At 71.3% G+C, this 17,832-nt stretch carries 21 protein-coding genes; 14 read left to right on the top strand and 7 right to left on the bottom strand.

Annotated elements, in window-relative coordinates:
* Window positions 1-378 precede the first annotated feature (378 nt).
* Window positions 379-1,299, top strand: coding sequence for an anti-sigma factor RsbA family regulatory protein (locus EJK15_RS32020; protein WP_138714208.1), 921 nt, complete (start codon window positions 379-381; stop codon window positions 1,297-1,299).
* A gap of 2 nt (window positions 1,300-1,301) precedes the next feature.
* Here EJK15_RS32020 and EJK15_RS32015 read toward each other — a convergent pair whose 3' ends face one another.
* On the bottom strand, window positions 1,302-2,282 hold the full coding sequence (locus EJK15_RS32015; RefSeq protein WP_138714207.1) for an aldo/keto reductase: 981 nt from the start codon (window positions 2,280-2,282) through the stop codon (window positions 1,302-1,304).
* Window positions 2,279-2,629 carry a MerR family transcriptional regulator gene (locus tag EJK15_RS32010; RefSeq protein ID WP_138714206.1) on the bottom strand — a complete coding sequence of 117 codons (351 nt, stop codon included), beginning with the start codon at window positions 2,627-2,629 and terminating at the stop codon, window positions 2,279-2,281. Before EJK15_RS32010 ends, EJK15_RS32015 begins: the two co-directional genes overlap by 4 nt.
* A 213-nt stretch (window positions 2,630-2,842) precedes the next feature.
* On the opposite strand from EJK15_RS32010, the gene EJK15_RS32005 reads away from it, so the two are divergent.
* The 6 genes from EJK15_RS32005 (at window position 2,843) to EJK15_RS31980 (ending at window position 6,739) form a co-directional block, all read left to right on the top strand.
* Window positions 2,843-3,481 carry a DUF998 domain-containing protein gene (locus EJK15_RS32005; protein WP_138714205.1) on the top strand — a complete coding sequence of 213 codons (639 nt, stop codon included), beginning with the start codon at window positions 2,843-2,845 and terminating at the stop codon, window positions 3,479-3,481.
* A 96-nt stretch (window positions 3,482-3,577) separates the two neighbouring features.
* Window positions 3,578-4,036 carry a universal stress protein gene (locus EJK15_RS32000; protein ID WP_138714204.1) on the top strand — a complete coding sequence of 153 codons (459 nt, stop codon included), beginning with the start codon at window positions 3,578-3,580 and terminating at the stop codon, window positions 4,034-4,036.
* Between the two features lie 105 nt (window positions 4,037-4,141).
* The gene (locus EJK15_RS73065) at window positions 4,142-4,357 is read left to right on the top strand and encodes a hypothetical protein (protein ID WP_206061210.1); all 216 of its coding nucleotides are present in this window, start codon (window positions 4,142-4,144) and stop codon (window positions 4,355-4,357) included.
* A complete protein-coding gene (locus EJK15_RS31990; RefSeq protein ID WP_138714203.1) occupies window positions 4,351-4,530 on the top strand; it encodes a hypothetical protein in 180 nt (59 codons plus the stop codon). Before EJK15_RS73065 ends, EJK15_RS31990 begins: the two co-directional genes overlap by 7 nt.
* Before the next feature lie 210 nt (window positions 4,531-4,740).
* Window positions 4,741-5,115, top strand: coding sequence for a hypothetical protein (locus EJK15_RS31985; protein ID WP_138714202.1), 375 nt, complete (start codon window positions 4,741-4,743; stop codon window positions 5,113-5,115).
* 91 nt (window positions 5,116-5,206) lie between these two features.
* A complete protein-coding gene (locus EJK15_RS31980; protein ID WP_240777352.1) occupies window positions 5,207-6,739 on the top strand; it encodes a DUF2079 domain-containing protein in 1,533 nt (510 codons plus the stop codon).
* Here EJK15_RS31980 and EJK15_RS31975 read toward each other — a convergent pair.
* Window positions 6,709-7,836, bottom strand: coding sequence for a glycosyltransferase (locus tag EJK15_RS31975; protein WP_171074651.1), 1,128 nt, complete (start codon window positions 7,834-7,836; stop codon window positions 6,709-6,711). The two genes, EJK15_RS31980 and EJK15_RS31975, sit on opposite strands and share 31 nt — an antisense overlap.
* A gap of 23 nt (window positions 7,837-7,859) precedes the next feature.
* Here EJK15_RS31975 and EJK15_RS31970 point away from each other — a divergent pair, with 23 nt between their 5' ends.
* The 3 genes from EJK15_RS31970 to EJK15_RS31960 all read left to right on the top strand — a co-directional run bounded on the left by EJK15_RS31970 (window position 7,860) and on the right by EJK15_RS31960 (window position 13,266).
* A complete protein-coding gene (locus tag EJK15_RS31970; RefSeq protein WP_240777351.1) occupies window positions 7,860-8,672 on the top strand; it encodes a PIG-L deacetylase family protein in 813 nt (270 codons plus the stop codon).
* 28 nt (window positions 8,673-8,700) lie between these two features.
* On the top strand, window positions 8,701-9,804 hold the full coding sequence (locus EJK15_RS31965; RefSeq protein WP_240777350.1) for a lysylphosphatidylglycerol synthase domain-containing protein: 1,104 nt from the start codon (window positions 8,701-8,703) through the stop codon (window positions 9,802-9,804).
* Between the two features lie 63 nt (window positions 9,805-9,867).
* Window positions 9,868-13,266, top strand: coding sequence for an ATP-binding protein (locus EJK15_RS31960; RefSeq protein WP_138714201.1), 3,399 nt, complete (start codon window positions 9,868-9,870; stop codon window positions 13,264-13,266).
* Here the strand turns inward: EJK15_RS31960 and EJK15_RS31955 are convergent.
* Window positions 13,235-13,747: a hypothetical protein gene (locus EJK15_RS31955; RefSeq protein WP_138714200.1), complete on the bottom strand. Its 513-nt coding sequence runs from the start codon at window positions 13,745-13,747 to the stop codon at window positions 13,235-13,237. The genes EJK15_RS31960 and EJK15_RS31955 overlap by 32 nt on opposite strands.
* Before the next feature lie 168 nt (window positions 13,748-13,915).
* Between EJK15_RS31955 and EJK15_RS31950 the strand changes: the two genes are divergently transcribed.
* Complete coding sequence (locus EJK15_RS31950; protein WP_138714199.1) at window positions 13,916-14,443, top strand: DedA family protein; 528 nt, start codon at window positions 13,916-13,918, stop codon at window positions 14,441-14,443.
* Here EJK15_RS31950 and EJK15_RS31945 read toward each other — a convergent pair.
* Window positions 14,440-14,631: a YegP family protein gene (locus EJK15_RS31945; RefSeq protein ID WP_138714198.1), complete on the bottom strand. Its 192-nt coding sequence runs from the start codon at window positions 14,629-14,631 to the stop codon at window positions 14,440-14,442. The genes EJK15_RS31950 and EJK15_RS31945 overlap by 4 nt on opposite strands.
* A gap of 101 nt (window positions 14,632-14,732) precedes the next feature.
* Between EJK15_RS31945 and EJK15_RS31940 the strand changes: the two genes are divergently transcribed.
* On the top strand, window positions 14,733-15,569 hold the full coding sequence (locus EJK15_RS31940) for a D-alanyl-D-alanine carboxypeptidase family protein (protein ID WP_240777349.1): 837 nt from the start codon (window positions 14,733-14,735) through the stop codon (window positions 15,567-15,569).
* A gap of 63 nt (window positions 15,570-15,632) precedes the next feature.
* Here the strand turns inward: EJK15_RS31940 and EJK15_RS31935 are convergent, their stop codons facing one another.
* A complete protein-coding gene (locus EJK15_RS31935) occupies window positions 15,633-16,166 on the bottom strand; it encodes a hypothetical protein (protein WP_138714197.1) in 534 nt (177 codons plus the stop codon).
* 60 nt (window positions 16,167-16,226) lie between these two features.
* Here EJK15_RS31935 and EJK15_RS31930 point away from each other — a divergent pair, with 60 nt between their 5' ends.
* Entirely contained in the window at window positions 16,227-16,619 is a 393-nt protein-coding gene (locus tag EJK15_RS31930; RefSeq protein WP_171074650.1) for a LacI family DNA-binding transcriptional regulator, read from the top strand.
* The gene (locus tag EJK15_RS31925; RefSeq protein WP_171074649.1) at window positions 16,541-17,413 is read left to right on the top strand and encodes a type 1 periplasmic-binding domain-containing protein; all 873 of its coding nucleotides are present in this window, start codon (window positions 16,541-16,543) and stop codon (window positions 17,411-17,413) included. Before EJK15_RS31930 ends, EJK15_RS31925 begins: the two co-directional genes overlap by 79 nt.
* Window positions 17,414-17,500: 87 nt before the next feature.
* On the opposite strand, the gene EJK15_RS31920 is transcribed toward EJK15_RS31925, so the two are convergent.
* Entirely contained in the window at window positions 17,501-17,755 is a 255-nt protein-coding gene (locus tag EJK15_RS31920) for a DUF4235 domain-containing protein (protein ID WP_138714194.1), read from the bottom strand.
* Between the last annotated feature and the right edge of the window lie 77 nt (window positions 17,756-17,832).

Below are 17,832 nucleotides of genomic sequence, written 5' to 3'. Positions count from 1 at the left end.
TGTCTGCGAAGACAGGTTCCAGAGCGTGCCGCTGAGGAAGCACGGCACGGTGGGTCTGCTGTCCTGCGTGAAACGTAGCCATCAAGGATGCACCTCCTTGCCGGTGATGGCTCGGGCTGGTCAAACAGGGCCCACCCGCCTACGGCGCACGGCCGTCCACGCCGGGCAAGGCCCCCGGCCTTAAGGCCGAGGAGCGTTTGACGAGCATAGATTCGCCACGCTCAGAACGGGAGCCGGCGGCCAGAGGGGGTGCGCAGATCGAGCGGTTGCAGCCGTCGTGTGTACTGGGGGCGGCGGATGACCTGGACTCTCTTCACAACGCATTAGGTACCCAACGGATCGCCATGAAGTCATCATCCTTGGGTAGCGTGAAGTCTGATGCTGGCCGAACCGTTCTCGCACCCGGCGCTCATCTACCGGAGCGACCTGGAGTACGTAGCTGCCACCACGGCCTTCGTGCGAGAGGGACTGGCCGCGGGAGAGCCCGTCGCGGTCGCGGTCCCCGGCAGGAATCTCGCCATGATCGAGGCCGAACTCGGCGCGGACGCCGAGGCGGTGCGGTTGCTCGACATGAGCGTGGCCGGGCGCAACCCGGGGCGGATCATCCCCGCCGTGCTGCGCGACTTCGCCGACCGGCATCCCCACGACCGCGTGCGGATCATCGGCGAGCCGATCTGGCCAGGGCGCAGCGCGGCGGAATACCCCGCGTGCGCCCAGCACGAGGCGCTGATCAACCTGTCGTTCGCGGGCCGGCCCGCCACGATCCTGTGCCCGTACGACGCCGTGGGCCTGGACTCCGCCATCATCCGCGAGGCCGCGCGCACCCATCCCGTGCTGCGCGACGTCTCGGGGGAGTGGCACAGCGACGACTACGCGCCCGATCGGGTGGTCGACGGGCACAACAGGCCGCTGGACGAGCCGAAGGAGTGCCTGTCGCTGCGCTTCGACCACACCAACCTGTCGGCGGCGCGGGGCCTGGCCGCGCGGCAGGCCGCCCTGCTGGGCTTCACCGGCGACCGGCTCGACGACGTCCGGCTGGCCGTGGCCGAGCTGGGCGCCAACAGCCTCGACCACGGCGGCGGCTCCGGCACGATCAGGGTGTGGGCGGAGGCCGGCCTGCTGGTGTGCGAGGTCAGCGACACGGGGCACATCACCGACCCGCTGGCGGGCCGCCGGCCGGTCGATCCGCGCAGCGCGGGCTCGCGCGGCCTGCTCATCGTCAACCTGCTCAGCGATCTCGTGCGCGTGCACACCCGGGCCGGCGCGACCACCGTCCGCGCCTACTTCGACGCCCTGTGACCTCAGTGCTCCAGCTCCGTCACCCTCCCGCCGGGGTAGCGTTCGCCGCGCACCGCATCCACCGGCACGGCCGCCGCCAGCGCCGCCAGTTGCCCGGGCGTCAGCGTGATGTCCGCCGCGGCCGCGTTCTCCTCCAGATACTTCAACCGCTTGGTGCCCGGGATCGGCACGACGTCCTCCCCCTGAGCGAGCACCCAGGCCAGGGCGAGTTGCGCCGCCGTGACGCCCGCCGCGTCGGCGATCTTCCGTACCTCGGCCACCAGCGCCGTGTTGTGCTCGGCGTTCTCGCCCGTGTAGCGCGGCATGCTCCGGCGGAAGTCGTCGGCGGGCAGCTCGCCGGCCGGCGGCAGCGCGCCGGTCAGGAAACCGCGGCTGATCGGCGAATACGCCACCAGGGCGATCCCCAGCTCGCGGGCCGCAGGCAGGATCTCCGTCTCGATGCCCCGGGTGAACAGGGAGTACTCGCTCTGCAGCGCGGCGATCGGGTGCACGGCGGACGCCGCGCGCAGCGTCGCCGCGCTCACTTCGGACAGGCCGAGGTGGCGTACCTTGCCCTGCTCGACCAGCTCCGCCATGGCTCCGACCGATTCCTCGATCGGGACCGCCGGGTTGCGGCGGTGCATGTAGTAGAGATCGATGTGGTCGACGCCGAGGCGGCGGAGCGAGGCGTCGCACGCGGCCCTGATGTACTCCGGGCTGTTCTCGACCGAGCGGCTGCCGCCCTCGCGCTTGACGCCGAACTTGGTGGCCAGCACCACCTCGGCACGCCGGTCCTTGACGGCGCGGCCGACCAGCTCCTCGTTGGCGCCCTGGCCGTACATGTCCGCCGTGTCGAGGAAGGTTACGCCGAGGTCGAGGGCGCGGTGGATGACGGCCGTCGACTCCTTCTCATCGCCCTTGCCGTAGAACTCGGACATGCCCATGCAGCCGAGGCCGAGCGCGGAGACCCGAGGGCCGCCGGTTCCGAGAATGCGCCTGTTCATGCGTGTCCCCCGTAGAGGTCGATCTTGTAGTCCAGCACCTTCAGGTCCTGGGTGAGCTCGGCGATCCTGCTCCTGACGCGCTCCCGGTGCAGCTCCAGCATCTGCCGGCGCTCGTCGGCGGTGTGCCCGCCCATGCGGCGCAGCTCCGCGTAGCGGCACATGTCGGCGATCGGCATGCCGGTCGTCCGCAGCTTGGTGAGGAACTCCAGCCACCGCAGGTCCTCCTCCGCGTAGTCGCGGTGCCCGCTGCCGTTGCGGCCGACGGAGTGGATGAGCCCGATGCGCTCGTAGTAACGAAGCGTGTGAGCGCTCAGGCCCGACCGCTGCGCGGCCTCCTGGATCGTCATGTCTTCAGGTTCGCCCTTCGAGTGCGCTCTAAGTCAAATCAAGGGTGGTTCCCGTACCCACCCTGAGGGGGCAGGCCCTACCCAGGGTTACATCCGCACAGGTCAGTAGGGGTCCTCCCAGCCCGTCAAGACTTAAGTATTAGGGGATGCCTCAGGGCCGTTTCGGGCCGATCTCCGATACTCCGGAAGGCCGCGTTCCACGAGCTTTGAGGCATGAAGGCATTGCTTGTCAGTGGATTCGCGGCCATCGGCACCGGGACCGGCGCCATGCTCACCCTGCACGCCGAGGCCGGCCTCGACCCGTTGCACAGCGTCATCAGCGAGTACGCCTTCCACGCGTCCGGCTGGCTGCTGCCCGCCTCGCTGACGCTGTTCGCGGTGGGCTCGGCGCTCATCGCGGAGGCCATGCGCCGGGCGGACATGAACCGCTGGGTCGTGGGGCTGCTGCTCGCGTGGGGCGCGAGCATGTTCCTGATCGGCGCCTTCCCCACCGACCGGCCCGGCGTGCCGCTGTCCCTGTCGGGAGGCATCCACCGGTACGCCGCCTTCGCGGCCTTCCTGGTGATGCCCCTGGCCGGGCTGCTGCTGGCCAGGGCCAGGATCCGGTACGCCAAGGCGATGCGGATCCTCTGCTGGCTCGCGCTCGGCGCGCTGGTGATGGTCGTGGTCCCGTACGTGGTGCGGATGTTCGGGATCCCGCTCACGAACGACGACATCCCGGCCGGGCTGACCCAGCGGGCCGTGGTCGTGACCGAGCTCGGGGTGCTGGCGGTGGCGGGGCTGTCGATGCTGCGCTCATCGCCTCACTCCGTGAGGCTGGCTCGGTCGCCCTATGCCGCGGCCGTCCGCTAGGCGCTCGCTGGTGGCGCGTCCTGTCGTCCGCCAGGCGTGAAGCGGGCCGCTCGGGAAAGAGGGACGATCCGACCTCTTGCTTCGGGAGTGGCCGACATGACGATTCTGATCGCGTACGACGGGTCCGACGACGCCAAGGCGGCGATCGCCTTCGCGGGCCAGATCTTGAAAGGCCGGTCCGCCGTCGTGCTGACGGTGTGGGAGCGGCTGGCGATGACCTCGGCCAGGACCTCGGCCGGGCTCATGACCGCCATGGACGGGGACCCCGCCGCGGACGAGGCGATCGGGGAGGCGATGCGCGAGCTGGCCCGGCACGGCGCGGACCTGGCCCGGCAGGCCGGGCTGGACGCCACCCCGCGGTGCGAATCGGACGCGGTGGCCGTATGGGCGACGATCGTGGACGTGGCCGACGAGATCGACGCCGATCTCATCGTGACCGGGACCCGGGGGCTGGGCGGGGTGCGTTCGCTGCTGCTCGGCAGCACGTCCGACCGGGTGCTGCACCACGCGCGCCGGCCGGTCCTGGTGGTCCCCGCCCCTGAGACCGGCAAGTGAACCGTTCCTGAAACCGGGACCTGATCCGCCCGTGAGACCGGCGCCTGGAGTGTTCGTCCCTACGTAACAGGCCCAGCGTTCGCGTTGTCGATCGGATGCGGCGGAGTGGGTGTCGCAGGCCCAGGACTTCACTCGGCCGCAAAACCCGACCTTACGGTCAACCACCGTATCAGGCAGGTCGCCATTGGGCTGGAGTTCTCCCATGGCCTCGACTTCACCGTGGACGGCGTCGCCGCGGCGGGAGGCGTGGGCAGGGCGAGCGTGGTCCGCCGCTACGCCACCAAGCGCGGCAGCTGCTCGAAGGCGACCTGCGCGTGGTGATCTCAGACGCCCTCGCTCTCTCGCAGCGCCTCGACATCGCGCGCATGGCCAACCAGGTGTACGTCGAGGCCGGCCGGGACCCCACCGACGCCGAGATCGTCCGCACCGGGATACGCATCCCGGAGGAACCAGCCATGGGTGGTGCACGAGCGCGGCGAATTGCCCCTAAATGATGACTATGGTCGCCAACCGACATGTTCGCCGGATTTGTCGCCCACGAGGGCTCCTAGATCTTTCACTGCCCGAACCGGAGGAAGTTGCGCAGGTCCCGCTGCACGGTTTTACGCCGGCTTGATGCCTGTGGTGTTAGTGGGGTGCAAGTGATGGTCAAGTCACCATCCATAATGTTCCCTTCGTTCGCTTTACCTACGAAGGGCATGGAAATGACTCCCCCTCGCCGTCGTCTGGCCGTCGCGGCCGCGACGCTTACCCTTGCCGCTCTCACCACCGCCTGCGGTGCCCTGGGGAACGCCGTTGACTGCAACACCGCCGCCAACGACGCCAGCAAGATCATGACGGACTGGAGCTCGGAGGTCACCAAGAACGCCACCGACACGAAGGCCATCGGGACGGCCTCGAAGACGGCGGCGGACAAGACCAAGGACCTGGCGGGCAAGTACGACGGCGAGGTCGCCGCCGCGCTGAACGAGCTCGCCTCCGGGTTCGAGTCGCTGGAGGGCGGCGACCTGACCAGCGTCTCCGAGTTCACCGGCAAGATGAACGGCTTCTCCACCAAGATCACCGCCGCCTGCACCTGATGAAGCCCGCGGTCGCCGCTCCGCCTGTGGGGGGCAGGCCGGCGCGGCGGCCGCGTCACATTAGTGCGGATTCGTTCTAGTCTTGCTGCCCGTGACGGGTGACACACTTGCGGCGCGACCGGGGGCGAGCGCCGCCGCCTCTTGGAGGATCCGGCTCAATGGCCACCGCATGCGGGTGGGCGCCATGGCGCTCCTCGCCGCGGTGGCCTATGCCGTGCTGGGGCTGGTCAAGCTGGCCTCCTTCCGAGCCACCACGTTCGACCTGGTGATCTTTGACCAGACGGTGCGCAACTACGCCGCCTTCCGGCCGCCGCACGTTCCGGTGCTGGGCATGTTCCACGGGCGCGGCATGGAATACCTCCAGCTCGCCGACCACTTCTCCCCCATCTACGCGCTGCTCGCGCCGCTCTACTGGATCCACGACGGGCCGGAGACGCTGATCGTGGCGCAGGCGGTGCTGTTCGCCGCCGCGATCCCGTTCCTGTGGCGCTATACCAGGCGCGTGCTGGGCGTGGTGCCCGCCTACCTGGTCTCCGCGGCGTACGCGCTGTCGTGGCCCGTGGCCCAGGCGGTCGCGTTCGACGCGCACGAGGTCATGTTCGTCCCCGTGCTCACCGCGATCATGATCGAGCGCTACCACGCCGGGCGGACGCTGCCGGCGTTCCTGGCGATGCTCGCGCTCCTCCTCGTCAAGGAGGACATGGGACTCATGGTGGCCGGGGTCGGCCTGTGCCTGGTCGTCATGGGCGACCGGTGGCGCGGCGTCCTGTGCGCGATGCTCGGCATCGGGGCCGTGCTGCTCACCCGCGGCCTGGTGACCTCGGTCTTCGGGGGCGAGTCCAGGGACTTCTGGGCTTACGGGCACCTCGGGGCGGACATTCCCGGCGCGATTCTGGGGATCATGCGCGATCCGCTCGCCGCCCTGCTGCTGCCGTTCAGCGAGGAGGCCAAGGTCGACACGCTGTTCCTGCTGGCGTGGCCGACGCTGATGCTGTGCCTGCTCTCGCCGCTGTCGCTGGCGGCGCTGCCGCACGTGCTCGAACGCATGCTGTCCGACCGGGCCCAGTGGTGGCAGGCCGACTTCCAGTACGCCGCGTTCACCGTGGTGATCCTCTTCTGCGCGGGCGTGGACGGGCTGTCCAGGCTGCTGCGCCGGCTCGAACGCTCCGACGACGAGCGGAGGAGCTCGGCAGGAGAGAGCGAAGCCAGCCGAAGCGGCCGCGACCATAAGCACGCCGCGCTCAAGCTGGCCTGGTCCGTGGCCGCCTGCGCGATCGCGCTCACGCTGGTCCCCAAGTTCGCGCTCGACCAGCTCTACCATCCGGCCTTCTACAAGGAGCCCAAGGCGGCCGCCGCCGCGGAGGCGGTGAGCAAGGTCCCCTCGGGCGTCACCGTCGAGGCCGCCAACTCGATCGGCCCCGCGCTGACCTCGCGAACGACCGTCCTGCTGTGGTCGCCCACCCCGCACGGCGCGCCGTGGGTGGTGGCCGACACGGCACGCTGGGAGTATCCCTTCGGCTCGTTCGACGACCAGCTCGCCAAGGTCAACGAGCTCCAGGGCCAGGGGTACGTGAAGGTGTTCGACCGCGACGGTTACGTGGTCCTGCGCCGCGCCCTCTCGTAGGCCCGCTCGAACCCTTCCAGCACCGTCGGCCACGAGCCCGCCGCGGGCGGCGTGGCCCGGTTGTACGCGGCGATCGACTCGCGCAGCCCGGCGTCCGCGCACAGCCTGGCCACCGCGCGGGCAAGGTCGCCGAGAGTGCGGCCGAGCAGCCCCTCGGTGCCGTCCTTGACGAAGTCCGCGACTCCGCTCTGCGCCCTGGCCACCACCGGCACCCCCGCCGTGCGCGCCTCCAGCGCCGCGATGCCGAACGACTCCCGCGGGGCCGGCGCCACGAACACGTCCGCCGACTCCAGCACCTTGGCGATCTGCTCTCTCGAGTAGCGGCCCGGCAGGGACACCCAGTCCGCCATGCCGTGCCTGGCCAGAAAGCGGGCCATCTGCCCCCGAGCGGGCCCGTCGCCGACGATCGTGGCCCGCATGGGGATCCGGGCGGGCACGCGGGCGCGGGCCGCCTGGAGGAGCCTGAGCAGGCGTACGGGCTGCTTGCGCGGCGCCAGCCGGCCCACGGCCACGATGTGCACCTCTTCTCGGTGCAGCTCGTCACGCCGGTCGGCGAGCTCCGGCGCGCCCGGGACCGGCGCCCAGCCGGACAGGTCGAGGCCGTTGGAGACCACCCGCACCGGCACCCCCGGCCCGGCCACCGCGCGGATGGGCACCGCGGCGGCGTTGCTGACCGTGGTGGCCACCAGCCCCCAGCGCTGCCAGCCGAACGCCAGCCGCAGCAGCCGGTAGATCCCGCGCGTGGCCGGATCCCACATGCTGTGCACGGTCACCACGCACGGCACGCCCGCCCGCGCCGCGGCCCGCACGCCCATCCAGGCGAACGGCGAGACCGCCCCTGTGTGCACGTGCACCACGTCGGGGCGCGAGGAGGTGAATCTGCGAGTGAGATGCCCTACCCCGAACGGGTGCACCGGCAGGTCGAACGGCATCCTCGCGACGATCCTGTGCACGCCCGGCAGCGGCTCGCCCCTGGTCGCCGTGGCCACCGACACCTCGTGGCCGGCCTCCCGCTGCATGCGCACGAGATCGGCCACCTGGACCTCGATCCCCCCGAGTCGTGGCAGGTAACAGTCACTCACGTGAAAGATCCGCACCCCTCCCAGACTAATCTGGGCGTGTGCCTCCACGTACCGCTGTGTTCTTCCATGCCCACCCCGACGACGAGGCCCTGCTGACGGCGGGCACCATGGCGATGCTCGCGGCCGAGGGACACCGCGTGGTGCTCGTGGTGGCCACCGCGGGCGAGCGCGGCCTGGCCGAGATCGAGCCCGGCGAGGCGCTGCGCGAGACCAGGCTGAAGGAGCTCTACAAGTCGGCCGCCGTGCTGGGCTGCGCCCGCGTCGAGTGCCTCGGCTACGGCGACTCCGGGCTGAGCCCCAAGGGCGGCAGCGCCGAGGAGCGGCCCGACGACGCCTTCATCGACGCCGACACCGAGGAGGCGGCCAAGGCCCTGGCCGCGATCCTGCAGGAGGAGGAGGCCGACCTGCTGGCGATCTACGACCCGGCCGGCGGCTACGGGCACCCGGACCACGTGCAGGTGCACCGGGTGGGCAAGAGGGCCGCGGAGATCGCCGGCACGGAGATCGTGCTGGAGGCGACGGTCAACCGGGATCCGCTGGTCAGGCTGCTGACGCTGGCGGGCAGGTTCTACAAGTTCCCGCCGGAGTTCGACGTGCGGACGTTCGAGAGCGCCTACTCGTCGAGCGAGACCATCACCCACCGGGTGAACGTCAGGAAATACGCGAAACAGAAGCGGGCGTCCATGGCCGCGCACGCCTCCCAGGCCAGCGGCGGCGACAGCGACCGCACGCTCGCCGTCATGCTGAAGGTCCCCCGCCCGCTCTACCGCTTCGTGTTCGGCACCGAGTGGTACGTCCGCCGCGACCTTCCCCCCGGCGCCCGCCTCTCTCACCCGTTCGACGGCCTGTAGAAAGAGCAGGGCCCACGTAATACTTCAGATGGAGGAGGCCGACCGCCGGCACCCGGCAGACTGGACCCCGATGAAGAACAAGTGGCTACAGATCGCCCTGTCCGTGCTGTCGCTCGGACTGGCCGTGCTGCTGGTGGTCTACCTGCCGCAGATCGTGCGGGCCCTCACCGGCAAGCCCGTCTCCTGGACCGAGATCGGCGCGGTGTTCGGCGCGCTCGGCGCGGGCGAGATCGCCCTGATGACCACGCTGTGGCTGCTGAGCCTGCTGGCCTACACGTTCGTGCTGACCAACTCGCTGCCCGGGCTGAACAACCTGCAGGGCCTCGCGCTCAACGCGGCGGGCAGCGCGGTGAGCAACCTGCTGCCGTTCGGCGGCGCGGTGGGCGTGGCGCTGTCGTTCGCGATGACCAGGGGCTGGGGCTTCGCCAACCGGTCGATCGTGGTCATGACGCTGGTCAGCGGCATCTGGAACACCCTGTTCAGGTTCATCCTGCCGGCCATCGGGATCATGGCGTTGCTGATCGCGGGCGAGGCGCCCAACGCGACGGTCGCCAACGCGGGCTGGACGGGCGCGATCTCGATCCTGGCGCTCTGCGCCGTCGTGGCCGCCGCCCTCTACTGGGACCGCGCCGCCGCCGTGCTCGGCCGCGTGCTCGACGCCGTCGCGCGGCTGCTGCGGCTGCGCTTCCACGCCTCCGATGCGTTCCAGCGGCTGCGGGCCGACACCGCCGGAGTGGTCAGGACCCGGTGGCCGGGCCTGTCGCTCGGCATGGTGTTCTTCCTCGGCTTCCAGTGGACGATCATGGCCACCTGCATGTACGCCACCGGCGCCTGGCCGGGCCTGGCCCAGTCGATCGCCGTCTTCGCCCTGTCGCGGGTGCTCACCAGCGCCGTGATCACGCCCAGCGGGGCGGGGATCATGGAGGGCGGGGTGGTGCTTCTGCTCACCACCGCCTTCGCCGTGCCGGCCGCTCCGGCGACCGCGACGGCACTGCTTTTCGGCTTCTGGACTTACACTATCGAGATCCCGTTCGGCGGCCTGGCACTGGGCGCATGGGCGCTCCTGCGCAGGCGCAACGGCCGGAACACCGCCGCGGAATCCCCGTCCGCGATCTCGAAGGCCCCCCAGTGACAATCCCAAACCCATCAAACACCTTGTGCCTGATTCACAGGCCCGCATACCGTGGCGGCTGACATGGTGGCGTTCCGAGTTCTGGGGCCAGTCGAGGCGTACGAACACGACGACGAGCTCGACCTCGGCGGGTTGCGGCAGCGGGCCGTCCTCGCCCGACTCCTCGTGGCCAGGGGTCAAGTCGTACCGGTTGACACGCTTCTTTACGATCTGTGGGACGACGACGCGGCCAAGGGCGCGCAGTCGGGCCTGCAGGTCTACATCTCGCGCCTGCGCAGGGTGCTCGAGCCGGGCCGCCCGCGCGGCGGCCCCAACCGGCTGCTGGTGACGGTGGCGTCCGGCTACGCGCTGCGGGTGGCCTCCGACCAGGTCGACGCGCTCAGGTTCGAGCAGCTCGTCCGCGCGGCGGGCGAGCACCTGGAGGAGGGCGACCCGCAGTCGGCCCGCGGCCGCCTGGAGAAGGCGCTGGGCCTGTGGCGCGGCACTCCTTACTCCGACTTCGCCGACCAGCAGTGGGCCGAGGCCGAGGTCAGCCGGCTGACCGAGCTGCGGCTCGTGGCGCGCGAGCGGCACGGCGACACCGGGCTGCGGCTCGGCATGCACGCCGAGACCGTGCCCGATCTCGAGGCGCTCACCACGGAGCACCCGCTGCGCGAGGAAGGCTGGCGGCTGCTGGCGCTCGGGCTCTACCGCTGTGGCCGGCAGGGCGACGCGCTGGCCGCGCTGCGCAGGGCCAGAAACATGCTGGCCGACGAGCTGGGCATCGACCCGGGCCCGGCGCTGCGCAAGCTGGAGTCCGACATCCTGTCCCAGGCGCCCGAGCTGGAGCTGGCCGTCCCCGCGCGGCAGTCGAGGCCGGCGCCGGTCACCGACACCTGGCCGCCCAGGCGGGCCACGCCGGTCGAGCCGCCGCCGTTGGAGCCGGAGCCGTTCGTCGGCCGCGACGCCGAGCTGTCCAGGATGACCACGGCGGCCTCGCGCACGGGAAGGTTCCAGGTCGCGATCGTCACCGGGGTCGCGGGCGCGGGCAAGACCACGCTGCTGCGCCAGCTCGGGGGCAGGCTCGGCGGCGACGGCTGGATCACCGCGTCCGGCGCCTGCCCCGACTCCAGCGCCACCCCGCCCGGGTGGGCCTGGGTGGAGATCCTGCGCACGCTCATCGGCATGACGGGCGCGGGCGAATACCAGCAGCTGCTCGCGCCGCTGCTGGACGACGCGGCGCCCGATCCCGACGAGGACGAGGTGTCCGGCGGGTTCCGCCTGCACCGGGCGGTCGGCGGCTACCTGGCCGGGGTCGCGCGGCGGGCACCGGTGCTGCTGACGCTCGAGGACCTGCACTGGGCCGACGACCAGACGCTCGCACTGCTGCGCGCGCTGCCGAGCCTGCTCGCGACCAGCCGGGTGCTGCTCGTGGTGACGTGCAGGGAGAGCGAGCTCGACGACCGCCAGTCCGACGTGCTGGCCGCGCTGGCCAGGCTGGGGCCGGTCCGCGTGGGCCTGTCGGGGCTCGATCCGAAGGCCGTGGCCGAGCTGGTCAGGGCGACGTGCGTCCGCGAGATCGACGAGGACGCGGTCGAGTCGATCGTCGAGCGCACCGGCGGCAACCCGTTCTTCGTGCGGGAGACTGTTCGCCTGCTCGACTCCGAGGGCGCGGCCGACCGGGCCAGCGCCACCGAGGTGCTCTCCCAGGTGCCGTCCGGCGTCCGCGACGTGCTGCGGCGGCGCATCTCACGGCTGCCCGCGGGCGCGCAGCAGATCCTGCTGCAGGCCGCGGTGATCGGCCGCGACGTCGATCTGGACGTGCTGGTCAACGTGGCCGACGACGAGGACGCGGTGATCGAGGCGGTCGAGGCGGCGCTGCTGGCCGGGCTGGTGACCGAGCCGGGTCCCGGCATGCTGAGGTTCGACCACGACCTGGTGCGCGACACGATCTACTCCGACGCCTCCCGGCTGCGCCGCACGAGGCTGCACGCGCTCGTGGCGAGGGTGATCGAGCAGCGCGCGCCGTCCGACGTGGCGGCGCTGGCGCACCACTACTTCCTGGCCGACGCGGCGGAGAAGGCGGTCCACTACGCGGGGCTGGCGGCCGAGCAGGCCGAGCGGCGCTTCGCCCACCGCGAGGCGGCCAGCCTGTGGGAGCAGGCCATCGCGGCGTTCGACCGGTCTAGGAACGAGGAGCAGGGCGGCGAGCAGCAGGAGCCGGAGCGCGCCAAGGAGCGCCTGCGGCTCATGCTGCGCCAGATCAGGGCGCTGGCGCTGTGCGGCGACATGCACGCGGCCCGGCTGCTGCGGCGCCAGGCCATGGACGCCGCGCTGCCGCTGGGCGACCTGGAGATCACCGCGAAGGTGGCGGCGTCGCTGGCCGTGCCGCACAAGGGCATGGCGCGCGACTTCACCCGCACCGCGTGGGAGATCGTGGACGTCACCGAGAAGGCGCTCATGGAGCTGCCGGCGGGCGAGCAGCGGCTGCGGGCCAGCCTGCTGACGACGCTCGCCCTGGAGCTGGAGGGCTCCTCCTCGCCCGAGCGGGGGCGGCAGGCGTCGCTGGAGGCGCTGGAGCTGGCCAGGCAGAGCGGCGACCCGACGCTGATCGCGGCGGCGCTGAGCGGGCGGCTGCGGCAGTCGTACGACATCCCGGCCGTGGACGCGCGCGAGAGCATCGGCAGGGAGCTGCTGGAGGTGGCCCAGCTCTCAGGGCAGATGGCCACGCAGGCGCTGGCGCACCTGGTGCTGCTGGAGTGCGCGGCGGCCAGGGGCGAGTTCGCGGTCGCCGACGAGCACGCCGCCGCCGCCGACAGCTTGGCCAAGCAGTACGACCTGTCGGCCCCGGCCGCGGTCGTCGTCTGGTACGCCGGGCAGCGGCTCATGATCGCCGGCGACTACGCGGGCGCCGAGCGGGCCTACCGGGACGCGGCCAGGATGACCGCGCGGGCGGGCATGCTGGAGGGCCGCCAGGACCTGCCGCTGATCACGACTTTCTGCCTGCACCTGGTGGACGGCCGGGCGGCGGAGATGGTCGAGCTGCTCGCCGAGAAGCACCATCGCGGCGCCAAGTGGACGCTCGACGCCTACGCGCTGGCCCTGGCCTCGGCGGGGCACGTCAACGACGCCAAGGCCGTGGCCGCCACGCGTCCGCCGGTGCGCCCCGACTTCCTGTACGAACTGGCGATGACCTGGCGGGCGCTGGCCGGGATGCTGCTGGAGGACCGGGAGCGGATGGTCGACTGCTACGACAAGCTCAAGCCGTTCGCCGACCGGGTGGCGGGCGCGGGCACCGGCGTGGTGGCGCTGTGGCCGGTGGCGCTGACGCTCGGCGACCTCGCCATCCGCCTGGGGCAGCCGGACGCCGCGCGCGACCACTACACGAAGGCCCTGGAGGTGGCCGAGCGGGTCGGCGTGCCGCGCTGGGTGGAGGCGGCGCAGCGGTCGGTCAGCAGCTCACCTGGAAACGGTCGCTCTTGATGGTCTTGGCGCCCTCGGCGGTCACCTCGACGCGGTACCAACCGGGGTTGCCCGAGATCTGCGGCCGCCACTCGACGGTCTTCGTCGCGCCCGCGAAGCCGTCGTGGTGAACGACGTACGTGCGCCAGGCCTTGGTGGCGGGGCTCCAGCGGGCCAGCCGCCAGCCGTAGTGCACGCCCTGGGCGGGGTCGGGGTTGACCAGCACGCTGCGGGCCACGTACGACTTGGCGCATCCGGGGCCGCCGTCGGCCAGAACGCTCACGGTGACCTGGCCGGCCCGGGCGGGCGTGGCCAGTTGCTCGGAGATGGGCAGCTCGCGGGCCGACAGGGTGACGCTCCGCGCGGGCTCGGGGACCGAGCTGGCGTTGCCGTAGGCGGCGAAGCCGACGTACGCGCTGGTGAAGGCCAAGGCGGCCACGAACAACTTGGCCGCGTTCGCGGTACCACTGGCCAGGACGGCTGCGCTTCTCGTCGTCGACATCGTCAACACCCCTTTTTGCTCACCCATAGAGTGAGGCTGGGTGGTTGAGTGGTGGTTGTCGGCCGGTTGCACCTTTTGCCAGGGTGCTTGCAAGCGGGTGTGGCAATCACTTGCACGTTGAACTAAGGTAAGCCTGACCTAAGGCTTCAGGAGGGTGGTGAGCCGCGGATGTGGCCTGCGAGGATCGCCGTCCCCGCCCCCACGGAGCCGTTCTTCCTCGGCCTGCCCTACTGGCTGGTGGGCGCCATCCTGATCCTCGCCCTGTTCGGCGCGTTCCAGATCTACTACTGGGTCGGCCGGAGGCTGGGCGAGAAGCTCTACGACTCGCGCGTCGGCGTCAAGCTGGGCCGCGAGCGGATCGCGAAGATCGAGCGGGTCGTCGAGAAGTGGGGCGCGCTGGCCGTCTACGGGTGCTTCTGGGTGCCCATGCTGCGGCACACGCTGCCGTGGGTGGCCGGTGCGCTGCGGGTTTCCTACCCCTGGTACGTGGTCGCGAGCGCGCTGGGCTGCCTGACCTGGGCGCCCATGTGGTGGTTCGGCCTGACCGCGTTCGTGTGGGGCTGGCTGGAGCTGGCCGCGCGGTCGCCCGTCGCGGCGGCGGCGGTGGCGTTGCTGGCCGTCGCGGGCGGGCCCTGGTTCATGGTGCGGCGCAGGAGGAGGCAGCGCGCCGCGGAGCAGGACGCCCTCGTCTCCTAGCCCTCGCCGCCGCTCTGGTCGTCGATGACGGCCTCCGGGGCGTTCCTGCGTACCGTCTCGATGCCGTTCACGCAGGCGACCTTGGTCGGATAGCCCTCCCCGATCGCCAGCGTCTGCCCGTTGTTCGCGACGAGTGCGAAACGGTAGCCGCCCCGCCCGTCCTCGCTGATGATGAATCTGCCTGCCACGGCCGCCCCCATCGGATCTAGCATTCATTTACCCCGGTCTGATGGGGCTTTATGGCGGAGTTCGGCAAACGAACCCTTGATCTCCTGCCAACATGTTTTCCATGCCAATTGCGGGAATGATCAGCTCTGCCGTACTCGCCGTGGTTGTGGGCATCTCCGTCCCGGCCGCCGCGGCCGACGCGCCCACGGTGAAGGCCGCGTCGGCGTACGTCGTCGACTCGGCGGGAACGATCCACTTCGGCAAGCAGGAGACGCGGCGAGTCCCGGTGGCGAGCCTGGTCAAGGTCATGACCGCGTACGTCGTGCTGCGCGAGGCCCGGCTGAGCGACACGATCACGATCACCGCGACCGACGTCAAGTACGCCGCCCGTGGCGGCGCCACCACGGCGGGGCTGAAGAAGGGCGAGCAGCTCACGGTCAGGGACCTGCTGTACGGGCTCATGCTGCCCTCGGGCGCGGACGCGGCCAACGCCCTGGCCCGCCAGTACGGCCCGGGCAAGACGGCCTTCGTCGCCAAGATGAACAGCACCGCCCGCGCCCTCGGCCTGGCCGGCACCCGCTACACCAACCCGGACGGCATGCCCACGCCGGCCAACGGCGGCTACTCGACGGCCGTCGACCAGGCGAAGCTGGCGCAGCGGGCACTGGCGAGCAGCACGTTCAGGACCGTGGTCGGGGCGAAGGTGCACAAGGTGGCCAAGACGTCGCTGCACCTGGCGCACACCTGGCGCAACTCCAACAAGCTGCTGTCACGCGCGGACGGGGTGCTGGGCGTGAAGACCGGCTACACGAACGCGGCCGGGTACTGCCTGCTGTTCGCGGGTGAGCGGAACGGCAGGCAGGTGGTGGGCGTGCTGCTCAAGGACGAGAACGAGCGCCGTTTCTCCACCGCCGAGCAGCTCCTCGACTACGCCGGGGAACAGATCATGGGGGGCTAGCGTCAGGTGCGCCCTTCCCCCGCTCACCACCCGCGGGATCTTGCACATTTCGTAGGGCGGCGACTAGCCGAACGTGATGCGGCCCGCGCCGGGCAGGTGTCGCATGCCCTGGGTGGCGCAGGTGAGCAGGCCCGTGGCGGGCGTGATCCCGCCGCGGACGCGCTCCCCGTCGAGCGGCCCCGTGGCGACGGTGCCGCTGAGCAGGGTGTCGGCCGGGCTCTGGGTGGCGAGGCGGTCGCCCCGGCTGCGCAGCTTCGAGGTGCCGATGGGGCGCCCGTCCGCGCCGAACCAGGTGATGACGGCGCTGCCGCGGACGCGGCGGGCACTCGTGCACGAGGCGTGCGCCGTGGCCTTCATGGCGACCCAGCCGGAACGCAGGCCGGCGGCCGAGCCGTCGGGGGACATGCAGCCGGTGAGCCGGAGGTAGCCGCTGACGCTGACCTGACGGGGAGTCAGCCCGACGCCGGGCGTGAAGGTCAGCGGCCGGCTCCACGGGGTGGCGACGGAGCAGGTGAGGACGGCCGGCCCGGCCATGGCCATGGCCGGGCCCGGCGGGCCCAGCGCCGTCGCGACTGCGGTGATCCAGGCCAAGTTCATGAGCCCTCCGGCCTACACTGCTGCGAGTAATCGATACGTCACATTGTGCAGCATCACGCGGTGCGGCACGCCGGGTCCAGGCGGTCCGCGGTCCACCTGAGCGAGTACGCCGGCCGGGGCGTGTCCCGGGCCACCGTTTCCTACGCCTTCTCCCGCCCCGACCAGCTCAGCGAGGGGCTGCGGCAGCGGATCCTGGAGGTGGCCGACGAGCTCGGCTACGCGGGGCCCAACCCGACGGCGCGGTCGCTGCGGCTGGGCCGGGCGGGGGCGCTCGGGCTGATCTTCAGCGAGACGCCGGCGTACGCGTTCGCCGACCCGTACTCGATCGGGTTCTTCCAGGGGATGGCCACGGCCGCGGAGGAGGCGGGCTTGGGTTGCTTATCCTGCCGCTGCCGCACGGCGACCGGCGCGGCGAGACCGTCAGGGACGCGGTGGTGGACGCGTTCTGCGTGATGTCGCTGCCCGACGGTCATCCGGCGCCGGCCGAAGTTCTCGCCAGGAAGCTGCCCGTGGTGATCGTGGACGAGCCCTACGTGCCCGGCCACCCGTTCGTCGGGATCGACGAGCCCGCGGCGGGGGCGGCGGCCGCGCGGCACGTGCTCGAGCTCGGGCACCGCCGGATCGCGGTGGCCATGGTGGGCCTGCACGAGGACGGCTACACCGGGTGGGCCGACCTCGATCGTCAGAAGAGCGCGGGGTTCGAGGCCATGCGGGGGCGGCGCGGCGGCTACCAGAGCGCCTGCGAGGAGGCCGGGCTGCACTGGGCGGGGGTGCCGTTCTACGAGGTCGCGCGCTTCGCCGACCGCCCCGCCGCCCTGACCCGGGCAGGCGACCGGCCCGAGCGGAACGACCGGCGCCGTCATCTCCGGCCGCTCGACGAGCGCGTGGCGCGGATTTCCCCGGCGTATCAGGCTTCCTCGACGGCTCCGCAGATAGGGTGGTGTTCTCCCCTTCTGAAGGACGACCTCATGGCGGAATTCATCGAGGTTCGCACGACGATCGACGGCCACGAGAAAGCAGCCGCACTGGCGCACGGCCTCCTGCGCGCGGGCCTGGCGACCTCCATCGACATCGACGAAGTGCCATCCGACGAGAGCACGTGGCAGCTCACGCTCATCACGGCGGAGCGGCAGGCGCACACCGTGGAGCAGCGCATCAGGGAGACCGGCGAGAACGGCCCGATCATCAGCCGGCCGGTCACCCACGACATCGACTGCTACCCCGACTGGCTCACCGACCAGCCGTGACGCCTGGTCCCAAGCCGAGCGGGCACCTCCGGCAGGGGCGGCCGCCATGTGGAGCTGCACGAAGCGCCGCCGCCGCGTCCCGGCGGGTCAGCCCTCCGCCGCGCTCCTGCGCTGGAAGGTCTGCGCGCCCGCGCGGTGCACCGCGGCCTTGACCAGCCCGAAGATCGCTCCCTGCACCGCCGCCGCGACAAGGATCTCGGCCCAGCCGCGCTCCAGGTCGTCGGCGTCCGGCGCGTCGTCCTGACCAGAGGCCAGCTTCCACACCCGCTTGAACAGCGCGGCCGCCAGCGTGGCGCTGAGCATGCCCATTCCCAGCGATACGACCTTCTCTACGGGATGCATCTCATCTCCTCACCACGACATGGTGTCTTTCCGTGCCCCGTGTCACGCCCCTAAACGCCCATGCGCGCCAAAAGGCG

Origin of the sequence: Nonomuraea basaltis (genome assembly GCF_005893125.1) — a bacterium.
GTDB lineage: Bacteria > Actinomycetota > Actinomycetes > Streptosporangiales > Streptosporangiaceae > Nonomuraea > Nonomuraea basaltis.
Note: the sequence above shows the minus strand (reverse complement) of the source record. Positions and strands in the feature narration are given on the sequence as shown.

What these genes read in the sequence shown, in the direction of transcription:
- EJK15_RS32020 (WP_138714208.1), top strand. Translation starts at nt 379, where the DNA reads ATGCTGGCCGAACCGTTCTCGCACCCGGCGCTCATCTACCGGAGCGAC.
- EJK15_RS32015 (WP_138714207.1), bottom strand. Translation starts at nt 2,282, where the DNA reads ATGAACAGGCGCATTCTCGGAACCGGCGGCCCTCGGGTCTCCGCGCTC.
- EJK15_RS32010 (WP_138714206.1), bottom strand. Translation starts at nt 2,629, where the DNA reads ATGACGATCCAGGAGGCCGCGCAGCGGTCGGGCCTGAGCGCTCACACG.
- EJK15_RS32005 (WP_138714205.1), top strand. Translation starts at nt 2,843, where the DNA reads ATGAAGGCATTGCTTGTCAGTGGATTCGCGGCCATCGGCACCGGGACC.
- EJK15_RS32000 (WP_138714204.1), top strand. Translation starts at nt 3,578, where the DNA reads ATGACGATTCTGATCGCGTACGACGGGTCCGACGACGCCAAGGCGGCG.
- EJK15_RS31985 (WP_138714202.1), top strand. Translation starts at nt 4,741, where the DNA reads ATGACTCCCCCTCGCCGTCGTCTGGCCGTCGCGGCCGCGACGCTTACC.
- EJK15_RS31965 (WP_240777350.1), top strand. Translation starts at nt 8,701, where the DNA reads ATGGAGGAGGCCGACCGCCGGCACCCGGCAGACTGGACCCCGATGAAG.
- EJK15_RS31960 (WP_138714201.1), top strand. Translation starts at nt 9,868, where the DNA reads ATGGTGGCGTTCCGAGTTCTGGGGCCAGTCGAGGCGTACGAACACGAC.
- EJK15_RS31955 (WP_138714200.1), bottom strand. Translation starts at nt 13,747, where the DNA reads ATGTCGACGACGAGAAGCGCAGCCGTCCTGGCCAGTGGTACCGCGAAC.
- EJK15_RS31950 (WP_138714199.1), top strand. Translation starts at nt 13,916, where the DNA reads ATGTGGCCTGCGAGGATCGCCGTCCCCGCCCCCACGGAGCCGTTCTTC.
- EJK15_RS31940 (WP_240777349.1), top strand. Translation starts at nt 14,733, where the DNA reads ATGCCAATTGCGGGAATGATCAGCTCTGCCGTACTCGCCGTGGTTGTG.
- EJK15_RS31935 (WP_138714197.1), bottom strand. Translation starts at nt 16,166, where the DNA reads ATGAACTTGGCCTGGATCACCGCAGTCGCGACGGCGCTGGGCCCGCCG.
- EJK15_RS31920 (WP_138714194.1), bottom strand. Translation starts at nt 17,755, where the DNA reads ATGCATCCCGTAGAGAAGGTCGTATCGCTGGGAATGGGCATGCTCAGC.